The 20,542-nt window shown below is 73.9% G+C and carries 13 protein-coding genes; all 13 read left to right on the forward strand.

Annotated features, from left to right (window positions below):
• The first annotated feature begins 40 nt into the window (after positions 1-40).
• Positions 41-5,002, forward strand: a complete 4,962-nt coding sequence (locus tag IE206_RS24225) for a non-ribosomal peptide synthetase (RefSeq protein ID WP_189965442.1) — start codon at positions 41-43, stop codon at positions 5,000-5,002.
• A complete protein-coding gene (locus IE206_RS24230) occupies positions 4,999-8,457 on the forward strand; it encodes a beta-ketoacyl synthase N-terminal-like domain-containing protein (RefSeq protein WP_189965444.1) in 3,459 nt (1,152 codons plus the stop codon). Before IE206_RS24225 ends, IE206_RS24230 begins: the two co-directional genes overlap by 4 nt.
• The gene (locus tag IE206_RS24235; protein WP_189965446.1) at positions 8,450-10,015 is read left to right on the forward strand and encodes an amino acid adenylation domain-containing protein; all 1,566 of its coding nucleotides are present in this window, start codon (positions 8,450-8,452) and stop codon (positions 10,013-10,015) included. Before IE206_RS24230 ends, IE206_RS24235 begins: the two co-directional genes overlap by 8 nt.
• A 51-nt stretch (positions 10,016-10,066) precedes the next feature.
• The gene (locus IE206_RS24240) at positions 10,067-11,317 is read left to right on the forward strand and encodes an MFS transporter (RefSeq protein ID WP_189965448.1); all 1,251 of its coding nucleotides are present in this window, start codon (positions 10,067-10,069) and stop codon (positions 11,315-11,317) included.
• A 45-nt stretch (positions 11,318-11,362) separates the two neighbouring features.
• Entirely contained in the window at positions 11,363-12,415 is a 1,053-nt protein-coding gene (locus IE206_RS24245; protein WP_189965450.1) for a MupA/Atu3671 family FMN-dependent luciferase-like monooxygenase, read from the forward strand.
• The gene (locus tag IE206_RS24250; RefSeq protein WP_189965452.1) at positions 12,412-12,975 is read left to right on the forward strand and encodes a flavin reductase family protein; all 564 of its coding nucleotides are present in this window, start codon (positions 12,412-12,414) and stop codon (positions 12,973-12,975) included. Before IE206_RS24245 ends, IE206_RS24250 begins: the two co-directional genes overlap by 4 nt.
• A 32-nt stretch (positions 12,976-13,007) precedes the next feature.
• Positions 13,008-13,862: an ACP S-malonyltransferase gene (locus IE206_RS24255; RefSeq protein ID WP_189965454.1), complete on the forward strand. Its 855-nt coding sequence runs from the start codon at positions 13,008-13,010 to the stop codon at positions 13,860-13,862.
• Positions 13,863-13,917: 55 nt separating this feature from the next.
• The gene (locus IE206_RS24260; protein ID WP_189965456.1) at positions 13,918-14,718 is read left to right on the forward strand and encodes a thioesterase II family protein; all 801 of its coding nucleotides are present in this window, start codon (positions 13,918-13,920) and stop codon (positions 14,716-14,718) included.
• Positions 14,719-15,066: 348 nt separating this feature from the next.
• On the forward strand, positions 15,067-16,086 hold the full coding sequence (locus tag IE206_RS24265; RefSeq protein WP_189965458.1) for an AfsA-related hotdog domain-containing protein: 1,020 nt from the start codon (positions 15,067-15,069) through the stop codon (positions 16,084-16,086).
• Entirely contained in the window at positions 16,083-17,174 is a 1,092-nt protein-coding gene (locus tag IE206_RS24270; RefSeq protein WP_189965460.1) for a beta-ketoacyl-ACP synthase III, read from the forward strand. The genes IE206_RS24265 and IE206_RS24270 overlap by 4 nt, the downstream gene beginning before the upstream one ends.
• Before the next feature lie 139 nt (positions 17,175-17,313).
• Positions 17,314-17,568, forward strand: a complete 255-nt coding sequence (locus tag IE206_RS24275; protein ID WP_189965462.1) for an acyl carrier protein — start codon at positions 17,314-17,316, stop codon at positions 17,566-17,568.
• Positions 17,568-18,809, forward strand: a complete 1,242-nt coding sequence (locus IE206_RS24280; protein ID WP_189965464.1) for a beta-ketoacyl-[acyl-carrier-protein] synthase family protein — start codon at positions 17,568-17,570, stop codon at positions 18,807-18,809. The genes IE206_RS24275 and IE206_RS24280 overlap by 1 nt, the downstream gene beginning before the upstream one ends.
• Before the next feature lie 17 nt (positions 18,810-18,826).
• Complete coding sequence (locus tag IE206_RS24285; RefSeq protein ID WP_189965465.1) at positions 18,827-20,524, forward strand: 3-hydroxyacyl-CoA dehydrogenase family protein; 1,698 nt, start codon at positions 18,827-18,829, stop codon at positions 20,522-20,524.
• Positions 20,525-20,542: the final 18 nt, after the last annotated feature.

Below are 20,542 nucleotides of genomic sequence, written 5' to 3' on the forward strand. Positions count from 1 at the left end.
GCCATCTCCGACACCTCGACCTCCCCGGAAGGAAAGCATGATGGCGAAGCCGCCGACGCCGCCCCTGAGCCGCCGGGCAGCCTCCGTCGCGCCGCTGTCGTACGCCCAGGAACGCCTCTGGTTCATCGACGCCGCCGCGCCCGGTTCGGCCGTCTACAACGTCCCCCTGCTGACCCGGTGGAACGAACCGGTCGACATCGAGGCGCTCACCCGGGCGCTGACCGCCGTCGTCGCCCGCCACGAGGTCCTGCGCACCACCTACGGGCTGCGCGACGGCCGCCCCGTCCAGTACGTCGGCGAACCCGTACCGGTGCCGCTGGAGGTGATCCCCGGCGCGCTGCGCGACGACGAGGAGCTCGCCCCGCACGCCCGCGCGCCCTTCGACCTGACGACGGCCCCGCCGCTGCGCTGCGTGGTGTGGCAGGGCGGCGCGGACGGCGACGCCATGCTCCTGGTGGTGCACCACATCGCGGTCGACGGATGGTCGCTGACCGCGCTGTACGAGGACCTGGCGGAGGCCTACGAACAGGCGCTGTCCGGCGCCGTGCCCCGCCTCGCGGAACTGGACGTGCAGTACGCGGACTTCGCCGCATGGGACCGCGAGGTGGGCGGGCATCCGGACATGGCCGAACGGCTCGACGCCCGGCTCGCGGAGATCCTGTCGGTGCCCGGCGACCTCGCGCTCGGGCCCTGCCCGCCGCGCCGCGCCCTCCCCGAGGGGGAGCGGCGCGGCAGGCAGCACACGTTCCGACTCCCGCCCCAACTGGTCGCAGCGACAAAGGAGTTGGCGGCACAACTGCGGGCCACCGACTTCGTCGTGCTGTTCGCGGCGTTCCAGGCCGTGGTGCAGCGCTGGACCGGTCACGAGGAGTTCCTGCTCGGCACGGTCGCCGCCAATCGCCCGCACCCCTGCGTCGAGCAGCTCGTCGGCTTCTTCGTGAACACCGTTCCGCTGCGCTGCCGGCTCGACGCGCGGTGGTCCTTCGAGCGGCTGTGCCACGAGGTCAGGGGCGAGTCGTTCCGTGCCCTGTCCCATCAGCGGCTGCCCTTCGACCAGTTGACGGCACGGGCGGCCGCCGACCGCTCCCGCCCGCAGGGACCGCTGGTCGGCGTCGGGTTCGTCCTGCAGAACATGCCCGCGCCGCGGCTCGGGGACCGCCCCCGGTGGACCGCGCCGCGACTGCTGCCCACCGGGACCGCCAAACAGGACCTGACGCTGGTCCTGGAGTACGACGGCGACGGGATCCTCGCCACCGTCGAATACGACATCGACCGGTACACCGAGGAGCGGGCCCGCGCGGTGTCCGGGCACTTCCAGGTCCTGCTCGCCGCGGCCGTCGCGGACCCTCGGGCACCGCTGTACCGCCTCCCCCTCACCCGGCCCGCCGAGGGGTGGCCGCGGCCCGGAGTCCTCTTCGGCGAGGAGCGGGACCTCGTGGGGGAGTACCGAGAACGTCTGGCCACAGCCGAACAGGGGGGACCGGGCATGACCGATCTGACGGTTCATCAGGGAGCGCGGTCCGTGCTCGACCTGCTGGACGCGCGCATCGCCTCGATGGAGGGCGCCGCCACCGCGGTGACCTGCGCGGGCACCGAGCTGTCCTGGCGCGGACTCGACCGCTGGGCGTGGGCGGTGGCCCACCGGCTGCGCACGCACGGAGCCGGGACGGGCACGCTCGTACCCGTCCTGTGCGCACGCGGCGGAGCACTGGTGGCCGGCTGGCTGGGCACGCTGCGCTCCGGCGCCGCCTATGTGCCGCTGGCGATGGACACCCCGGCCGCCCGCATCGAGTTCATCCTCCGGGAGACGGGCGCGTCCGTGGCCCTCGTCGACGAGGCGGGCGCGGAACTGCTGCGCGGACTCGACACCCCGGTCAAGCCGGTCCGCCTGGAGGAGGTCCGCGCGTTCGGCGACGACGCCCCGGCGGTCCCGGTCCGTCCGGCGGGCGACGACGTCGCCGTGGTGATCTACACCTCGGGAACCACGGGCCGGCCCAAGGGCGTGCTGGTCCCGCACCGGGGGCTGCTCAACACCGGGCTGTGGTGGGCGGACGACGCGCGCCTCACCACCGGGGACCGGCTGTTGCTGACCGCGGGCACCGCGTTCGACCCGGCGGCCTTCAACGTCTTCGAGGCGCTCCTGGCGGGAGCCCGGCTGATCGTCGCCGACGACGTCGAGCGGCGCGACCCCGCAGCCCTCCTGCGCCTCACCCGCGGACCGCACGGGGCGACGGTCGCGGGCTCGCTCACGCCGAGCCTGCTGCACGCCATGCTGGAGGCCGATCCCGGCGGCGCGTCAAGCCTGCGGGTGGTCTACTGCGGCGGCGAGGCGCTGCCGCGCCGGCTGGCCGCCGAGTGCGCGCGCCGCTGGGACACCGAGGTGCGCAATGTGTACGGCCCCACCGAGGCCTCCTGCAACAGCACCTTCGCCGCGGTCGCCCCCGACGACGAGCGCGCCCCCGCCATCGGCCGCCCGCTCCCCAACACCCGTGCCTACGTGCTCGGTCCGCACGGCGAGGAACTCCCGGCCCAGGTTCCCGGCGAGCTGTACGTCGCCGGAGCGGGCGTCGCACTCGGGTACCTCGACCAGCCGGAGCGCACCGCGGCGGCCTTCCTCCCCGACCCGTACCCGCACGAGCCGGGCGCCCTGATGTACCGCACCGGTGACCGGGTGTCGCTCCGGCCGGACGGGCAGCTGGAGTACCTCGGCCGGGCCGACGACCAGGTGAAGATCCTGGGCAACCGGATCGAGCCGAACGAGGTGCGCAGGCTCCTGGAGGAGAACCCCGCCATCGCCGCGGCGGCCGTCCACGCCACCGGTACTCCTCAACGCCTCGTCGCCTACGTGGAGGCGGCGGCCGGCGCGGAGCCGGGCACCCACGACGACGTCGTCCGCCCGCTGCTGCGCTGGCTGCCCGCCGCCGTGCTGCCCTCCGAGGTGTACGCGGTCCCGGCCATGCCGCGCACCAGCAACGACAAGGTCGACTTCGCGGCACTGGCGGACCTGCGGGCGACGCCCCTCGCCCGCGGTGAGCGGCGCAGGACGTCGCTGACCGCGGAGCAGCGACGAGCGGCCCGCCTCATGGCGGACACCCTGGCCGAGGCCGACCGGGGGGCCGGGGCACTGGACCCCGAGGAGATCGGACCGGACGCCGACTTCTTCACGCTGGGCGGCCATTCGCTGCTCGCCGTCCGCATGCTGGCGGCCGCGGAGCGCGAGTGGGGCAGGACCGTTCCGCTGCGCGGCTTCCTCGCCGATCCCACGGTGTCGGGCCTGGCCCGCTTCCTGGCCGCCGACGACGGGGCTCGGACGGCCCCGGGCGCGGCCCGTGCCCCGGAATCCCCCGACGGGCGCTACCCGGCCACGCCGGTGCAGCAGCGGCTCTGGTTCCTCGACCGGCTTGCGGCGCTGCGCGCCGCTTACCTCGCGCCGAGCCTGGTCGAGATCGAGGGCCCGGTGGACCACGCGCTGCTGCGCGAGGCCTTCGCCACGGTCCTGGCCCGCCATCCGGGTCTGCGCTCCCGATTCGCGCTCGACGCCCGGGCCCGCAAGGTCTTCTACCGGACCGACGGCCCCGCGCCCGAGGTCGCTCTCGTCGACGGTTCGCGCTGGACCGGGCAGCGCCTGGAGGAACATCTCGCCGAGGTGTGCTGGGCGCCCTTCGACCTCGCCGCCCAGGCCCCCGCCCGGGGCGAGGTGATCGCCCTGGCGGACGACCGGACGCTGCTGTTCTACGGGGTGCACCACATCGTCACCGACGGCTGGTCGCTCGGCATCGTCATGGACCAACTCGCCGAGCAGTACCGGGCGTCGGCCGACGGCCGCCCACGGGCTGCGGCACCCGCCCCGCACCCCGCGGACCTGGTGACCGGGCCCCCGTCCGACGGGGCGGTTGCGGGACTGCTGGCCGGGCTGCGCGGTGCGCCGACCGACGTCGGCCTTCCCTACGACCGTCCCCGGCCGGCGATCCAGTCCATCGACGCGGACACCCGCGAGACCCGGCTGCCCGCCGAACTCGGCGACAGGGTGCGGGAGATCGGCGCCGAGCTGGGCTGCACGACCTTCATGACCGCGACCGCCCTGCTCGCCGTGGTCCTGGCCCGGCGGGGGAGCCAGCGGGACTTCCTGTTCACCTTCCCGTGGGCGGGCCGTGACGGCGCCGGAGCCGCGGACACGGTCGGCATGTTCGTGAACACGCTGCTCGTGCGCGCCGACCTGACCGACGACCCTGACTGGCGCACCCTCCTGAACCGGATCCGGCGCTCCGCCATGGCGGCCTACCGCCACGCGGACGCCCCGTTCGACGCGGTCGCCGCCGAACTGCACCCCGGCCGCGACCTCAGCCGCCCGGCGGTGACCCCGGTGTACGTCAACGCGACGGACGAGCCCGCGCGGGCGCCGCACCTCGGAGCCGGCCTCACCACGCGGTACCGGGTGCCGCCGGCGCTCAAGCTCAAGTACGAACTGGAGCTGACCGCCACCGGCGGACCCGACGGCCTGGTTCTCTCCCTCGCCTACTCCACCGCGCTCTTCGACGCCACCACCGTCGAGGCGCTGCTCGACGAACTGACCTCTGCCGCCACCGATCTCGCCACCGATCTGGAGTCCCCTGTGCTCACCGACACCCAGCCCCACTCGCCCGCAGCGACCCCCGCCCCGGCCCTCGACCGCACCGCCATGACCGACCGGGTCGCCGCGGCCTGGCGCGAAGTGCTGGACGTGGACACCGTCCCGTACGACGCCAACTTCTTCGACGTGGGCGGGGATTCGCTGCTGCTCATCGTGCTGCTCGACACGCTGTCCGGGCTGACCGACCGCGAGCTGGAGGCGGCCGACCTCTTCCAGCACAGCACCGTCGAGGCACAGGCCGACCTGCTCGCCGCGGGCGGTCCCGGGGCCCCGGCGGCCGCGCCCGCCGAGGAGCAGGGCCCGGGCCGCGGCCACGGCCGGCTGCTCGGGCGGTCCCGGCGCGGCGCGAGCGCCCCGGAGAGCACCGCGTGAACAACGACACCGCGATAGCCGTCATCGGCATCGGATGCCGCTTCCCGGACGCCCGGGGCCCCCAGGAGTTCTGGCGCAACATCACCGAAGGCAGGGTCTCCTTCCGCGACCTCGACCCGGAACGGCTGCGCGCCGCCGGGCTGAGCGACGAGGTCCTCGACGACCCGGCCTATGTGAAGACCGCGGCGACCCTGCCGGGCGCCGAGGACTTCGCCGCCGAGTTCTTCGGCTACTCCCCGGCCGAGGCCGAGGCCACCGACCCGCAGCAGCGCCTCTTCCTGGAGGTGTGCTGGGAAGCCCTGGAGTCGGCGGGCCACCTGCCCACCGGCGACCCGCTGATCACCGGCGTGTTCGCCGGTGCCAGCGCCAGCACCTACATGACGGCGCTCACGGTGGCCCGCGCGCGCAGCGAAGGCGTCCTCGCCGCGGCGGACGACGTGGCGCTGCACCTGGGCGGCCTGTCGGACTTCCTGTCGTCCCGCGTGGCGTACAAGCTCGGCCTGCGCGGCCCGTCCATCGGGGTCCAGACGGCCTGCTCCTCGTCGCTCACCGCGGTCCACTACGCCGTGCTCAGCCTGCTGTCCGGCGAGTGCGACCTGGCTCTCGCGGGCGGCGCGGCCGTCAACGAACCGATGCTCGGCTACCGCCACCACGCGGGCGCCCTCGCCTCCCAGGACGGCTACTGCCGCCCCTTCGACGCCCGCTCCACGGGTACGTCCTTCAGCTCGGGCGTCGGCGCGGTCGTGCTGCGCCGCCTGTCCGACGCGCTCGCCGACGGCGACCCGGTGCTCGCCGTCGTGCACGGCTCGGCGGTCGGCAACGACGGCTCAAGCCGCTCGGGGTTCACCGCCCCGAGCCCCTCGGGCCTCGCCGACGTGGTGGCCGCCGCACTCGACGTCGCCGGGATCAGCGGCGACCGGCTGCGGTACGTCGAGGCACACGGATCGGGCACCCCGCTCGGTGACCAGATCGAACTGCGCGGTCTGACCGAGGGCACGCGGTCCGCCGACGGCCGCACCGGCTACTGCGGCCTCGGGTCGGTCAAGGCCAACATCGGGCACTGCGGACCGGCGGCCGGAGTCGCCGGACTCATCAAGGCCGTGCACGTGGCCCGCACCGGTGAGCTGCCGCCGCACCCCCTCTTCGAGCGCCCGCGCAGCCCCGGTGTGCTCGCCGACAGCCCGTTCCGCATCTCCGCCGAGCCCGGGCACATCGCGGAGGACGGCCGCTACGTCCTGGTCAACTCGATGGGCCTGGGCGGGACCAACGCGACGGTGGTGGTCGGGCCGCCGCCGGAGCCCACCCGGCCCGGCGCCGCGCACCGCGAGACCGTGCGCCTCGTGCTCTCGGCCCGCACCGACGACGAGCTGGAGAAGCTGTCGGCGGACCTGGCCGAGGAACTGGAGCGGGGCGCGCCGGCCGTCGGCGACGTCGCCCACACGCTGCGGGTCGGCCGCCGCTCCTTCGCCCGGCGCCGCGTGGTGTCCGCGCCGGCCGGCGAGCTCGCCGAGGCACTGCGCCGGCCCGCGCCCGCGACGCCCGCGGCCGTGCGGGGAGTTCGCCTGGTGCTGCCGGAGGGCGGCCGGGTGTCCGAGGCCCTGATGACCCGGCTCGGCGCGGCCTTCCGCGGGCGCGCCGAGGTCGTGACGGGCCCGGCGCACGAGGCGTCCGCCGACCGCTTCCCGATCCTGCTCGGCGAGGGCGAGGCAGGCGAGGGCCGGTTCGTGCTCCCGCTGGACGGGCTCGACGAGAACGGTGGCCAGGCACTCGCGGACCGTCTGGACGAGGCCGTCACCGCTGCCTGGCTGCACGGAGTCGACGTGGACTGGCCCGAGCGGACGGCGAGCAGCGGGCGCCGGGTGGTACTGCCCGCCTACCCGTTCAGCCGCAAGCGCTACTGGGCATTGGACCGGCTGCCGCCCATCGCCCGCCCGGACACCCCGGCGCACGAGGGCCCCGCCACCGCGGCGCCGGAACCCGCCCCGGTACAGGACGTGGACGCCCAACTCCTCTCGATGTGGCGGGAGTCGACCGGCGTCGAAACCCTGGGAGCCGACGACGAGTTCGGCGCGCTCGGTGGGGACTCGCTCACCGCCATGCGCATCGAGGCCGCGGTCCAGCGCCGCTACGGCGTGTCCGTCAACGTCTACCGGGCCGGCGGCGGCCAGGCCACCGTCCGCAGAATGGCCGAGATCGTCCGGGGGCTGACGCAGTCCCCGGGCCCCGCGGCGGCCCCCGGCCCCGAGCGCGGCGCCACGGCGGCTGAGGCGAGCGAAGCGGACCTGATCGACGCCGATCTGGTCCTCCCGCTCACGCCGCCCGGCGCGGCAACCCGCGCCCGGGGCACCGACACGCTGTTCACCGGCGGCGCCGGACCCCTCGACGCCTGCCTCCTCGGCGCGCTGCTGAGGACGACCGAGGGCCGCGTGTACGTCGTCCTCGACGAGCCGGACGAGGAGAGCGGCCGCCGCCACCTTCGTACGGCCGCCGCGGCCCTCGGCCTCCCCGAACCGGACGCCGACCGGGTCCCGCTCGTCCTCGGTTCCCCGGCCGACCTCGGCAAGCTGTGCGCGCAGTACCGCGACGGCGAACTGGCCGCCAGGGTCGGCCGGGTGGTGCACGCCACGCCGCGGCCCGGCGGCACGGCCTCCTACCAGGAGCTGCGGGCGACGACCGTGCTGCCGCTCGCCGATCTCCTCGGCTGGATGCGCGAGCACGGGATCGACGACTTCACCTGCCTCTCCACGCTGGCCGCCTGCGGCTCCGCGCTCGGCGGGGACGACACCGTTCCCGAGGACCGCGCCCAGCCGCTCGACCCCGAGCGCGCCGGATCCGCCGTGGCCGCCTGGGTGATCGAGCGGCTCCTTGAGCGCGCCGAAGCGGACGGCATGCGGGTGCGGGTCTTCCGCACCGGCCTGCTGCTCGGCGCCGCCACCGGAGCCTGCGACCCGGACGACCCGCTGTGGCACCTGCTCGCCAGCGGCCTGGCCGTGGGCCGGCACCCCCTGGACGAGCAGGCCTTCGCGGTGTCGCCGGTGGACCTGGTGGCCCGCTCGGTCGCCGAACTCATGGACGCACCGGGATCGGTGGGCCGCGCCTACCACCTGGTGAGCCCGGACCCGGTGACCGTGCGCGAACTCTTCGCCCTGCTCGGCGAGGCCGGCTGGCCGACCGAGGGCGTGCCCGTACGGCAGTGGCAGCGCGCGGTGGCACTGCGCGCGCTGGACCGGGAGAACCCCGTCCTGTCGCCGCTGGCCCCGCGCCTGCTCGCCGCCGCCGGCGCGGGCCACGGCCGTCCGGAGGCCAAGGCCTGGCAGCCCTGGCTCGACCGCAACGGCGCCGACCCCGCGCCGACCGGGCCGCTGCTGCGCGCCGCGCTCACCTCCGCCGCGGCACGCCACCCGGAATTCGCCGAACTCCTCGACCCGCTCCTGCGCAAGGACCACGATGACTGACCGCACCCTCCACGAATGGTTCGCCCGTTCCGCCGCCCGCTTCCCCGACGCGACAGCGCTGGAGCTCCACGACCGCAGCCTCACCTACGGGGAACTCGACGCCTGCGCGACAGCGCTGGCCGAGCGGATCCTGCTGGCCCGCGGCAGCGCGCCGCGCCGGGTCGCGCTGCTCGCGTCACGGAGCCTGACGGCCTTCGCCGGCTATCTGGCCGCGCAGCGCCTGGGGGCGACGGTGACACCGCTCAACCCGGGCTATCCGGCGGAGCGCAACCGTTCCGTGTACGACCTGGCCGACGCCGAGACGCTGATCGTGGACGAGGCGGGAGCGCCCCAACTCCCGCATTTCGAGCTCGGACCGGAGCACACGCGGCTCCTGCTCACCGATGCCGAGGTCGCCGGTGGGGACGCCGGCGCACCGGCCGCGCTGCCGGAGTACCGCACCACGCCGGGCGACATCGCCTATGTGCTGTTCACCTCCGGCTCCACGGGCCGCCCCAAGGGCGTGCCGGTCAGGCACAAAAACCTGTCCGCCTACATCGCCCACAACATCGCCCGGTTCGAGGTCGGCCCGGGGTGCCGGGTGTCCCACACCTTCGACCTCACCTTCGACCCCTCGGTCTTCGACCTCTTCGTGACCTGGGGCGGCGGCGGCACGCTCGTGGTGCCGCGGCGCAGCGACCTGCTCACGCCGGTGGACTACCTGGTCGAGCGCGGCATCACCCACTGGTTCTCGGTGCCCTCCCTCGTGTCGGTGGCGGCGGGACTCGGCAACCTGCCGGCCGGGCTCGTCACCGCACTGCGGTACGGAATCTTCATCGGCGAGCAGTTGACGTACCGTCAGGCCGAGGCCTGGCAGGCGGTGGCTCCCGGCGCGGTGATCGAGAACGTCTACGGACCCACCGAACTCACCGTCGCCTGCACCGAGTTCAGGCTCCCGCGGGACCCCGGACAGTGGCCCGCGACGTCGAACGGCACCGTTCCGATCGGCCCCGTCTACGGCTTCCTGGACCACCTGATCCTCGACGAGGAAGGCCGCCCGGCGGCCGAGGGCGAGCTGTGCGTGCGCGGTTCGCAGCGCTTCGACGGATACCTGGACCCGGCCGACGACCGGGGCCGCTTCCTCTCCTTCGACGGCGAGCGGGCCACGGCGTACGACGGCACGGGCGGGGTGCGCGCCGAGCACTACTACCGCACCGGCGACCGGGTCCGGCACGAGAAGGGCGACCTGGTCCACCTGGGCCGGCTCGACAACCAGGTCAAGGTGCGCGGCTACCGCATCGAACTCGGCGAGATCGAGGCGGCGATGCGCCGGCACCCGGCGATGACCGAGGCGGTCGTGCTCGCGGTGCCGCGCGCCGAGGAGACCGAACTCATCGCCTTCTACACGGGTGAGAAGCTCACGGCCACCGACGCGATGCTCTGGCTGCGCAAGCGCATCCCGGTCCACATGGTGCCGCGCCGCTTCACGTATCTGACGGAGCTGCCGCTCAACCCCAACGGAAAGATCGACCGCCCCGCGCTGCGGCGCCGGTTCACCGAGGCAGCTTCCGTTTCCTGACCCGCGCGGTCCCCGGCCGCCGGCCGGACACCAAGGAGAAGTGCACCACCGATGTCGATACTTCACGACCTCAAGCCACCGCCGGGCATCGTCAGGATCCTGGCGGTCAGCAACCTGGGCCGGACCGTGGCCAACGGCTTCCTGCTCTCCGTCAGCGTCCTGTACTTCATCCGGTCCGTCGGCGTTCCGGCGGACCGGGTGGGCATCGGGCTGACCGTCTCGGCGGTCCTCGCGATGCTGGTCAGCATTCCGGCCGGCCAGGTGTCGGACCGGCTCGGCGCCCGCCGGACCTCCATCGTCTCGGGCGTCGCGCAGGGCGTGCTGGTCTGCGGATACGCCCTCGTCGGCGGGTTCGCCGGCTTCCTGGTGATCGTGAGCCTGGCCGCGATGGCCGACTCGGCGAGCGCGGTCGCGCGCGGCGCCCTGATCGCGGAGGCGCTGCCGTCGAACGAGCGGGTCAAGGCCCGGGCCTACCTGCAGTCGGTCAACAACGTCGGCCTGTCCGGCGGCACCCTGCTCGGCGGCGTCGCCCTGGCCGCCGACTCCCGCGCCCTCTACGCCGGCATGCTGCTCGGCGCAGGCGTGCTGTTCCTCGGCGCCGGACTGACCTGCCTGGCCCTGCCCGCCGCGGACTTGGGCCGGGCACCCGAGGACCACCGGGCCCGGCACGTCCTGCGGGACGTCCCGTATCTGACGGTCTCCGTACTCAACGCCGTCCTGGTGCTCGGCACCGACGCGCTCCTCACCGCCGCGCTGCCCATCTGGATCGCCGACCGGACAAACGCCCCGGTCTCCGTCTACGCGGCGATCATGTTCCTCAACACCGCGATGTGCGTGCTGTTCCAGGTGCGGCTGAGCCGGGGCGCGGAGGACGTGGCGGGCGGCGCCCGAGCCATGCGCAGGTCGGGCGGGGTGCTCGCGGTCAGCTGCGGGATCTTCGCGCTCTCGGCCGGCCAGCCCGCGTGGGTGGCGGTCGTCTGCCTGCTCTTCGGGGCGCTGGTCCAGGTGATCGGCGAGATGCTGCACTCCGCGGGCTCCTGGGCGCTCAGCTACGAACTCGCCCCCGCGCACGCCCACGGCCAGTACCAGGGCCTGTTCGGGCTCACCCAGCGGGTGGGCTCGGCGATCACGCCGATGCTGACCACCGCGGTGCTCATCGGCTGGGGCCGGCCGGGCTGGCTGCTCTTCGCGGGCATCCTGCTGGCCGGCGGTCTCACGACGCCGTCCGTCGCGCGCTGGGCGGAGCGCACCCGCGCGTCGGCCACGCCGCCCCGGGCCGCGGACGAGCCCGTCGCCGCCTGACGCGCTCGCCCCCTTTCATCCCAACCACCCGGCAGAGAGACTCAGATGGACTTCAGCCTGTTCTACTTCGGGGACGACGGCGGTGACGCGGCCTCCGGCAGCGCGTACGACCTCGTCCTCAAGGGCGCCCGCTTCGCGGACGAGAACGACTTCACCGCGGTCTGGACCCCGGAACGCCACTTCCACCCCTTCGGCGGGCTCTACCCGAACCCGGCGGTCACCGGAGCCGCGATCGCCGCGGCGACCAGCCGCGTGAGCATCCGCGCGGGCAGCGTCGTCGCGCCGCTGCACCATCCGCTGCGGATCGCCGAGGAGTGGTCCGTCGTCGACAACATCTCCGGCGGCCGGGTCGGCCTCGCCTTCGCCTCCGGCTGGCACGCCGTCGACTTCGCGCTCCGCCCCGAGTCGTACGCGGACCGCCGCCAGGTCATGTTCGACACCGTGGAGCAGGTGCGCGCACTGTGGCGCGGCGAACAGCTGACCGTGCGGGACGGCATCGGCGAGGAGCAGCGGGTACGGATCTACCCGGAGCCGGTGCAGCGCCGGCTGCCGCTGTGGATCACCAGCGCGGGCGGAGTGGAGACCTTCCGCAACGCCGGGGCGGCCGGCGCCGGAATCCTCACCCACCTCCTCGGCCAGGACCTCGACGAACTCGCCACCAAGATCGCCGCCTACCGCGAGGCGGTCGCCGCACGCCCGGACGCCGACGGCTGGCCCGGACACGTCGTCCTCATGGTGCACACGTTCCTGGGCGAGGACGACGACGCCGTCAGGGAGCTGGTCCGGGCGCCGCTGTGCGGATACCTGCGCGGCTCCCTCGGCCTGCTCCTCGGCTCCCAGACCGGCGGCGCCCGGCGGATCGACCCGGCCAAGCTCCGCGAGAAGGACGTGGACTTCCTGGTCGACCGGGCCTTCGACCGCTATTACGACGACGGCGGGCTCCTTGGCACGGTGCCCAAGGCCGCGCGCATCGTCGAGCGGCTGGCGGGCCTCGGCGTGGACGAGACCGCCTGCCTCATCGACTTCGGCCTGCCCGTCAAGACGGTGCTCGACGGTCTGGAACACCTCAACGAGCTGCGGAAGCTGAGTGCCCGATGAGTACTGGCCTGGACACGGCACCGAGGGCGGCCGCCCCGTCGGACGAGGCGGCACGGCGGAGCTTCAGGCGGGCGGCCGGCCGGTTCCCCACCGGGGTCACGGTGATCACCACCGTGCTCGACGGCGAACCGCACGGGACGACCGTCAACGCCTTCGCCACCGCCTCGATGGACCCCTTGATGATCCTGGTGGCGCTGGGGCGCCGCTCGCGGCTGCGCGAGCAGATCCTGCGCAGCGGACGCTTCGCGGCCACGGTCCTGGCCGCCCACCAGGAGCGGGACGCCCGCTGGTTCGCGGACTCCGCACGGCCTGCCGGGGCCGAAGGCTTCTCCGGCCGGCCGTGGCGCCCGGCCGCGCACTCGGGCGCGCCCGTGCTCCTCGACGGAGTCGCCTCCTTCGACTGCTCGCTGGCCGCGACCTGTCCGGCGGGCGACCACACCGTGCTGATCGGCCGGGTCGAGGCCTTCGAGGAGCTCTCGCAGGAGCCGGCGCTGCTCTTCAGCGACAGCCGCCTGGTGGCCTGTCCCGCGCAGACACCGGACCGTACGGAAACGGCCTAGCAGGCCCCGAGCGAGCAAGGATCACCCTTCACATGACACGCGTCCTGATGTTCCCCGGCCAGGGGTCCCAATTCGTCGGAATGGGACGGGAGTTGTTCGCCCGCTTCCCCGAGCTGGAGCAGGAGGCGGACGACGTCCTCGGCTACTCCGTGCGGGAGCTGTGCCTCACGGACCCGGAGGGCCGGCTGGGCCGGACCGAGTACACCCAGCCGGCCGTGTACACCGTCAACGCCCTCGGTCACCGGGCGGCGCTGGCCGAACACGGCCTGCCCGACGTGGCGATCGGGCACAGCCTGGGGGAGTACAACGCGCTGGAGGCGGCGGGGGTGTTCGGGTTCGGCGACGGTCTGCGGCTGGTCGCCGCGCGGGCCCGCGCCATGGCGCGCGTCGCCGACGGCGGCATGGCCGCCGTGGTGGGCCTGGGCGACGCCGTGCTCCGCCTGGTGCTGCGCAGGGAGGGCTTCGCCGACGTCGCGGCGGCCAACTTCAACACCTGGGACCAGACGGTGATCGCGGGACCGGTGGCCGATCTGGACCGGGCCGCCCCGGTGCTGCTCGCGGCGGGTGCCCGGACGGTGCGGCGCCTGGATGTCAGCGGGCCCTTCCACACCCGCCACATGGCCCCCGCGGTCGCGGAGTTCGCCCCGGTGCTGCGGGCGGTGGCCCTGGGGGCACCCCGGTTCCCGGTGATCTCCAACCGGCACGCGCGGCCCTACCCGGACGCCGGCATCGACGGCGTACTGCTCGAACAGATCGACCACCCGGTGCTGTGGCGGCAGACCGTCGAGGGGCTCCTCGGTGAGGGCGCCGCATTCCGCGAGGCCGGGGACAGCACGGTCCTGACCCGCATGCTGCGCGCCACCCGGCGGGAGCTCGCCGCGGCCTGAGCCGGGCCGGCAACCGCAGCGGACGTCCCCCTACCCATCCAGACGAGGAACCGCCATGACACAGCCCACCCCCACCGACACCGCGGCGCGCAGCAGCGCCGTCGTCCGGCCCAGGCCGGTGGCCGACCCCGCACTGCGGGTCTTCCTGCTGCACCACGCGGCGGGTTCGCATCTCGTGTTCAACGACTGGACCGAGCACTTCCCGGCGGACTGGGAGGTCTGCCTGCTGGAGGCGCCGGGCCGGGGGCAGCTCGGCCATGTGCCCCCGTACCGCGATGCCCGGGGGCTCGCCGGCCATCTCCTGGAAGCGGTCACGGACCTCCTGGACCGCCCGTTCGTGCTGTTCGGGCACAGCATGGGGGCGCTGATCGCCTACGAGATGGCCGCCCAACTGGCCGACCGCGGACTGCCGGAGCCGGTCTGGCTGGGTGTCTCGGCGTGCGAGGCCCCCTACGACGCCGGTCCCGGTGACGGCCGGCCGCTGCACCTGCTGCCCGACGCCCAACTGCGCGCGGCGCTGGGGCGGATGGGCGGCATGCTGCCTGCGGTCCTGGCCGACGACGACCTCTGGGCGCTGTTCGAGAGCCGGGTGCGCGCCGACTTCAGCGTCGTCGAGACGTGGGAGCCGCGCGCCGGGCGGCCGGACGTACGGGTCCCGCTCTCGCTCTTCGGCGGCGACCGGGACCAAGTGGTCCCCCTGGACCAGCTGGAGGCCTGGGCGGACGGGGCCGAGCAGTTCGCCGGTCAACACCTCTACCCCGGGGGGCACTTCTACTTCGAGGGCCGGGCGGACGCGGTCGTCGCGCAGGTGGTCGAGGACGTCCGTACGGCGCTGGGGTGGCCGGTGTCCCGCTGAGAACACCGCTCACAGAGCTCCATGAACCACACGGGTGCGTGTGGTTCATGGAGCTTTTGTATTTCCTGTCCGGTATCTCTGGCGAGAGCGCGGAGCGGTTACGTCAACTCGGTAAAAAGCAGGGAAAGTTCGGCGAATGTGCCTTGCGTTGCACGGGTGGAACAGGGTTGACGGTCGCGTTGGCGTAATGCCATGATCGTCATACGCGAAAGGAAAGTTCCGCATTGCGGAACCGGCCGGAGCGGATACTGGGGAAGGCGACCTTCCTTTCAGGGTGCTCCGTGGCTGCGCGACGATCTGTCCAAACCCTCTTCATCTGTGGGCGATTGGTGTAGGAAATTGCAATTCATGGCCTCTGTGGAGGACTGCGTCGGCGCCGGTGACCTGCCCATGCTTGATCGCTGGGCACTCCCGGAAATCTTCCTCACCGGTGTGCGGAAGATGGACGAACAGGAATATCTGGCAACGGCCGGGGCGCCGAAGGCGCATGCGTACTTCACGGATCATCAGACCGAAACAATCGATCCGCTTTTCCTTCTCGAATGCTGCCGTCAGGCCGGCCCCTACGGTGGCCGTGAATTCATCGGAATCGACCCGGACGGCAAGTTCCTGCTGCATTCGTGCTCGTTCCGGCTGCCCGGTCTCGCGTCCTCGGCCGTGGCACCGGGAGAACTCCCGGGCGAACTCCCGGCCGAAATCACCCTCGCCGTCGACGCCGGAGGCCGCCCGCATTCCCGGGCCCGCGCGCGCAAGGTCTCGTACGCCTTCGACCTGACAATTCCGGGCGGGCATCTGGGCACGGCGCGCATGGAGGTGCGCCATGTCTCGCACGAGCTCTACGACACCCTGCGCGGGCGGCGGGGCGCGGCCGCGGCACGTCCCCTCGCGGCCGCGGCACCCGTCGCGCCGCACCTCGTCGGCCGCACGCGGGCCTCGAACGTCGTCCTGGCGGACGTCGTGGTCGACGCGGGGCGGGACGAGGCGCGGGCCGCACTGCGGCTGCCGACGGACAACTCCAGCCTGTTCGGCCCGAGTTACGACCATGTGCCCGCCATGGTCCTGATCGAGGCGGCCCGTCAGCTCTGCCTCGGTGCCTCCGCCCGGATCTCCGGCGCCGCCGCCGCGGAGCGCACCATGCTCGTCGCGGCCGACTTCTCCTTCCACCGTTTCGTCGAACTCGACGCCCCGGTCGCGGTGCGACTCGCCGCCGACACCCGCGCCGATGGCCACGGCATGACCGCGGCGCTGCCCGAACTCCACTCCTACCGGGTCGAGTTCGAACAGGGCGGAGAGATCGCCGCGGCGGGGCGCACCTGGACCACATCCGTCAGAACGGCCGCACTGGCCGGGGGAAGGGAGATGCCGTGAGCCGCGCCGCGGTCCTGTGCGGACTCGGTGGCTGGGTACCCGCCAAGGCGGTCGCCAACAGCACCCTGGCCGAGCAGCTCGACACCACCGACGAATGGATCCGCACCCGCACGGGCATCCGGCAGCGGTTCGTGATCGACCCGGGGCAGGCCACCTCGGACCTGGCGGTCGAAGCCGGCCGCAGGGCACTGGAGTCGGCCCGCCGCACCCGTGAACACGGCGGTGCGGACGGCGGGCCCGCGCCGGATGTGGATCTGGTCGTCCTCGCGACCAGCACCCCCGACCACCCCTGCCCGGCCACCGCGCCCGTGGTGGCGCACCGGCTCGGTCTCGCCCCGGTCGCGGCCTTCGACGTGGGCGCGGTCTGCACGGGCTTCGTCTACGCCCTGGCCACCGCGGCCTCGATGGTCACCGCGGGCCTCGCACGGCGCGCACTCGTCATCGGCGCGGACACCTTCTCCACCATCCTCGACCCGGCCGACCGCACCACGCGCGCCATCTTCGGTGACGGCGCCGGAGCGGTGGTGCTCCGCGCCGGCCGCCCGGACGAGCCGGGCGCACTGCTCGGCTTCGACCTCGGCAGCGACGGCGGCGGCGAGGAGCTGATCACCGTACGTGCCGGAGGCTCCCGGCAGCGTTCCACCGGGGCACCGGCCCCCGAGGGCGACGAGTGGTTCTCCATGCGGGGGCGAGAGGTGTTCACCCAGGCCGTCCTCTGCATGAGCAGGTCCGCCGAGGCGCTGCTCGACGGCATCGGCTGGCGCGGTGAGGAGCTGGACCGGATGGTGGCCCATCAGGCCAACGTCCGCATTCTGCGGGCGGTCGGCGAGCAACTGGGCCTCGCCGAGGACCGGCTCGTGGTCAACCTGGACCGGGTGGGCAACACCGTGGCGGGATCCATCCCGCTCGCCCTCGCGGACGCGGCGGCCTCCGGCGGTCTGCGGCCGGGCCAGCGCGTGCTGCTCACGGGCTTCGGCGGCGGCCTCACCTGGGGATCGGCGGCCCTTCGCTGGCCCGAGCTCCACGTCGAACCGGTGCCGGGACTGGAGGGCGACGAGCCCGCCGCCGCGCCGGACACCCACCCGTGAGGACGACTGCGCGCACCACGGGGCCCGCCACAGGGCCCACCCCTGCGCGCACCACTGGGCGCGCGACCTCACCCACGACCTCACCCATGACCAAGACCGACAGCAGCCGGGCCGTGACCCGGCGGACAAGGACGACGACATGACCAGCCCCACCTCCTTCGACCTCAAGGCCCGCCTGGTCGCGATCCTGGGCGAGAAGTTCGGGCTCCCCGAGGACGAGGTCCTCTCCGGCGCCACCTTCGACGAGCTCGACATCGACTCGCTCGTCCTCGTCGAACTGAGCCTGATCCTGCGCAAGGAACTCGGGGTCGATCTGGCCGAAGGCGACCTGGACTCCTCCTTCCGTATCGACGACGCCGTGGCGGCCGTGGAAGCGAAGCGGGCGATGGTGTGATGCCCGGGTCCAGTGCGCGGGCCGAGCGGACCGTCACGATCAGCGGCATCGGTCTGGTCACCCCGGCGGGCATCGGGGTCGAGGCCAACTGGGAGCGCATCCGCTCCGGCGTCTCCGCCGCGGCCACCGACCCCGAACTCGCGGGCCTGGCCGTCGACTTCTCGTGCCGGGTGCCGGGCTTCGACGCCAACGCCCTGCTGGGCCGGCGCACCGCCTGGCGGCTCGACCGGTTCGTCCAGCTGGCCATCGTGGCCGCGCGGCAGGCCGTCGCCGACGCGGGCCTGGACCGGGAGACCTGGGACAGCACGCGCGTCGGCGTGGTCATCGGCAACTCCCTGGGCGGCACCGCCACGGTCGAGGCGCAACACCGCACGTACTACGGCGGAGCGCCCGACGAGGTGTCCGCGCTCATGATCCCCATGGCCATGGTCAACATGGTCGCCGGATACGTCGCCATGGACCTTCGCGTCCACGGCCCCAGCCTCGTCACGGCGACGGCCTGCGCCTCGGGTGCCTCCGCCCTCGGTGTCGCGCGGGACTGGCTGGCCGGCGGGGTGTGCGACATCGTCGTCGCGGGCGGTACGGAGTCCGCCATCAGCCCGGCGACGCTCACCGGCCTCTCCCGGATGGGCGCCCTGTCCGCCCGCCGGGACGACCCCGCCGCCGCGTCGCGTCCGTTCGCCGCCGACCGGGACGGATTCGTCGCCGCCGAGGGCGCCGGAGTGCTGGTGCTCGAACGGGCCCGCGACGCGGCTGCCCGAGGGGCCCGCGGCTATGCGCACCTCGTCGGGTTCGGCGCCTCCTCCGACGCCCACCACGCCACCGCCCCGGACCCGGACGGAACCGGGGTGACCCGCGCGCTGCGCACGGCCCTCGCCGACGCGGGCGTGGCCCCCGACGAGGTCGACCACGTCAACGCCCACGGCACGTCGACGCCGATGAACGACCTGACCGAGGCCCGCGCCCTGCACCGGGTCTTCGGCTCCCGGCCGGCCGTGACCTCGACGAAGGGCGTCACCGGACACACCCTCGCCGCGGCCGGCGCCGTGGAGGCGGCCTATACGGCACTGGCCCTGCGCCACGGCGTGGTCCCGCCGACCGCGAACGTGCGGACGCTGGACCCCGAGATCGCGGTGGACGTCGTCACAGGCGAGGCGCGCACCAAGCCGCTCCGGGTCGCGGTCAGCACCTCGCTCGGCTTCGGCGGCCACAACGCGGCGCTGGTCCTCACGGCCGCCTGACAGAAGGGAAGAACCACATGACAACGGGGGACATCGCCACGGCCGCGGTCGTCGGACTCGGCGGCGCCGGAGCGGAGTTGGCCCGCCGGCTGTCCGCGGCGGGCGTGCCCACCGTCGGCGTCGAGGCGGACGCGGCGGCCGCCGAGCGCAGCCGCGGACGGCTCGCCGGGACGGACGTGCGGGTCACGCACGACCTCCGGGAGGCCGGCGCCGTGGACGTGGTCATCGAGGCGGTGCCCGAGACCGGGTCCGCCAAGCGGGCCGTGCTCGCCGGCATCGCCCGGCACGCCCGGCCCGATGCCCTGGTCGTCACGACGGCGCTCACCGCCACGGCCGCCGAACTCGCGGGCGCGGGACGGCCGGACCTCCTCGCGCTGCGCTTCCTGGACGCCGAGCGCCTCACCGCCGTCGAGCTGGCAGCGGCACCGGGCGCCACGAACCGGAGCGCGACGGCATTGGGCGACCTGCTCCAGCGGACCGGGCTGAAGGTCCACCAGGTCCCCGACCGGCCCGGATCCATCGCGCCGGCCCTGGTGTTCGGCATCCTCAACCAGGCCGCCTGGATGCACCACGAAGGCCGTGCCGGCACCGAGGAACTGGAGACGGCGCTGCGGCTCGGCTGCGGCTGGCGCCAAGGACCGCTGCGGATCCTGGACGGCATCGGCCTGGACACCGCGAAGGACGTCCTCGACGGGCTGCACCGTCGCCTCGGCCCGCGCTTCGAGCCCGCCCCGGTGCTCGGCCGGCTGATCGGGCGCGGCGACCTCGGCAGGAAGTCGGGGCGCGGATTCCACGACTACCGGACGGGAGCGGTCGCCCAGCAGCCGGTCCGGCCCGGGCCCTCCTCGCCGCCGGCCGCCCCGGGCACGGTCGCCGTCGTCGGATCCGGCACCATGGCCACCGGCATCGCCGAGGTGTTCCTGCGGGCCGGCTACCGCACCGTGCTGGTGGCCCGTACGGAAACGAAAGCCGCAGCGGCGGCCGAGGCGGTCGAACTCGCCCTGCTGGGCACAGCGCCGGCGCCCGGGGAGACGCGCGGCACTCTGACCGGCACCGCGGACCGCTCCGTGCTCGCCCGGGCCGACCTCGTGGTCGAAGCGGTGATCGAGGACCGCGACGTCAAACGCGGACTCTTCGCCGAACTGGGCGCGGTGTGCAAGCCTCAGGCGGTCCTCGCGACCACCACCTCCAGCCTACCGGTGCGCGACTGCGCCGAGGCGTCCGGCCGTCCCGGCGACGTCGTGGGCCTGCACTTCTTCAACCCGGCCCCGATGATGCCGCTGGTGGAGGTGGTACGGAGCGAGCGCACCGGCGAACGGGCGCTGGCCACGGCCCACGACGTCGTGCGGCGGCTCGGAAAGACCGGCGTGGAATGCGCCGACCGCACCGGCTTCCTCGTCAACTACCTGCTCTTCCCCTATCTGAACGACGCGCTCGCGCTGCTGCACCACGACGTGGTTGGCCCACAGCTCCTCGACGGGGTGGCGAAGTCCGTCGGCGGCCAGCCGATCGGCCCCACACGTCTCCTCGACACCGTCGGCGCGGATGTCGCGCTCGCCGTGCAGCGCCGCCTCCACGAGGACTACGGGCGGGCGGAGTTCGCGCCGCCGCCCCTGCTGGAAGAGCTGGTCACCACCGGCCACCTCGGCCGCAAGTGCGGGTGGAAGGGAGTACGGGCCTACCTCGCCGCCCGAGAACTCGACGCCGTCGCATGATCCGCGGGACAACGCCGA

Source organism: Streptomyces violascens (assembly GCF_014649955.1).
In the GTDB taxonomy this organism is placed as follows: domain Bacteria; phylum Actinomycetota; class Actinomycetes; order Streptomycetales; family Streptomycetaceae; genus Streptomyces; species Streptomyces violascens.

Excerpts from the sequence above, each read along its gene's own strand:
- IE206_RS24265 (WP_189965458.1), top strand. The coding sequence starts at position 15,067 with ATGGCCTCTGTGGAGGACTGCGTCGGCGCCGGTGACCTGCCCATGCTT.
- IE206_RS24250 (WP_189965452.1), top strand. The coding sequence starts at position 12,412 with ATGAGTACTGGCCTGGACACGGCACCGAGGGCGGCCGCCCCGTCGGAC.
- IE206_RS24280 (WP_189965464.1), top strand. The coding sequence starts at position 17,568 with ATGCCCGGGTCCAGTGCGCGGGCCGAGCGGACCGTCACGATCAGCGGC.
- IE206_RS24235 (WP_189965446.1), top strand. The coding sequence starts at position 8,450 with ATGACTGACCGCACCCTCCACGAATGGTTCGCCCGTTCCGCCGCCCGC.
- IE206_RS24260 (WP_189965456.1), top strand. The coding sequence starts at position 13,918 with ATGACACAGCCCACCCCCACCGACACCGCGGCGCGCAGCAGCGCCGTC.
- IE206_RS24285 (WP_189965465.1), top strand. The coding sequence starts at position 18,827 with ATGACAACGGGGGACATCGCCACGGCCGCGGTCGTCGGACTCGGCGGC.
- IE206_RS24240 (WP_189965448.1), top strand. The coding sequence starts at position 10,067 with ATGTCGATACTTCACGACCTCAAGCCACCGCCGGGCATCGTCAGGATC.
- IE206_RS24225 (WP_189965442.1), top strand. The coding sequence starts at position 41 with ATGGCGAAGCCGCCGACGCCGCCCCTGAGCCGCCGGGCAGCCTCCGTC.
- IE206_RS24275 (WP_189965462.1), top strand. The coding sequence starts at position 17,314 with ATGACCAGCCCCACCTCCTTCGACCTCAAGGCCCGCCTGGTCGCGATC.
- IE206_RS24245 (WP_189965450.1), top strand. The coding sequence starts at position 11,363 with ATGGACTTCAGCCTGTTCTACTTCGGGGACGACGGCGGTGACGCGGCC.
- IE206_RS24255 (WP_189965454.1), top strand. The coding sequence starts at position 13,008 with ATGACACGCGTCCTGATGTTCCCCGGCCAGGGGTCCCAATTCGTCGGA.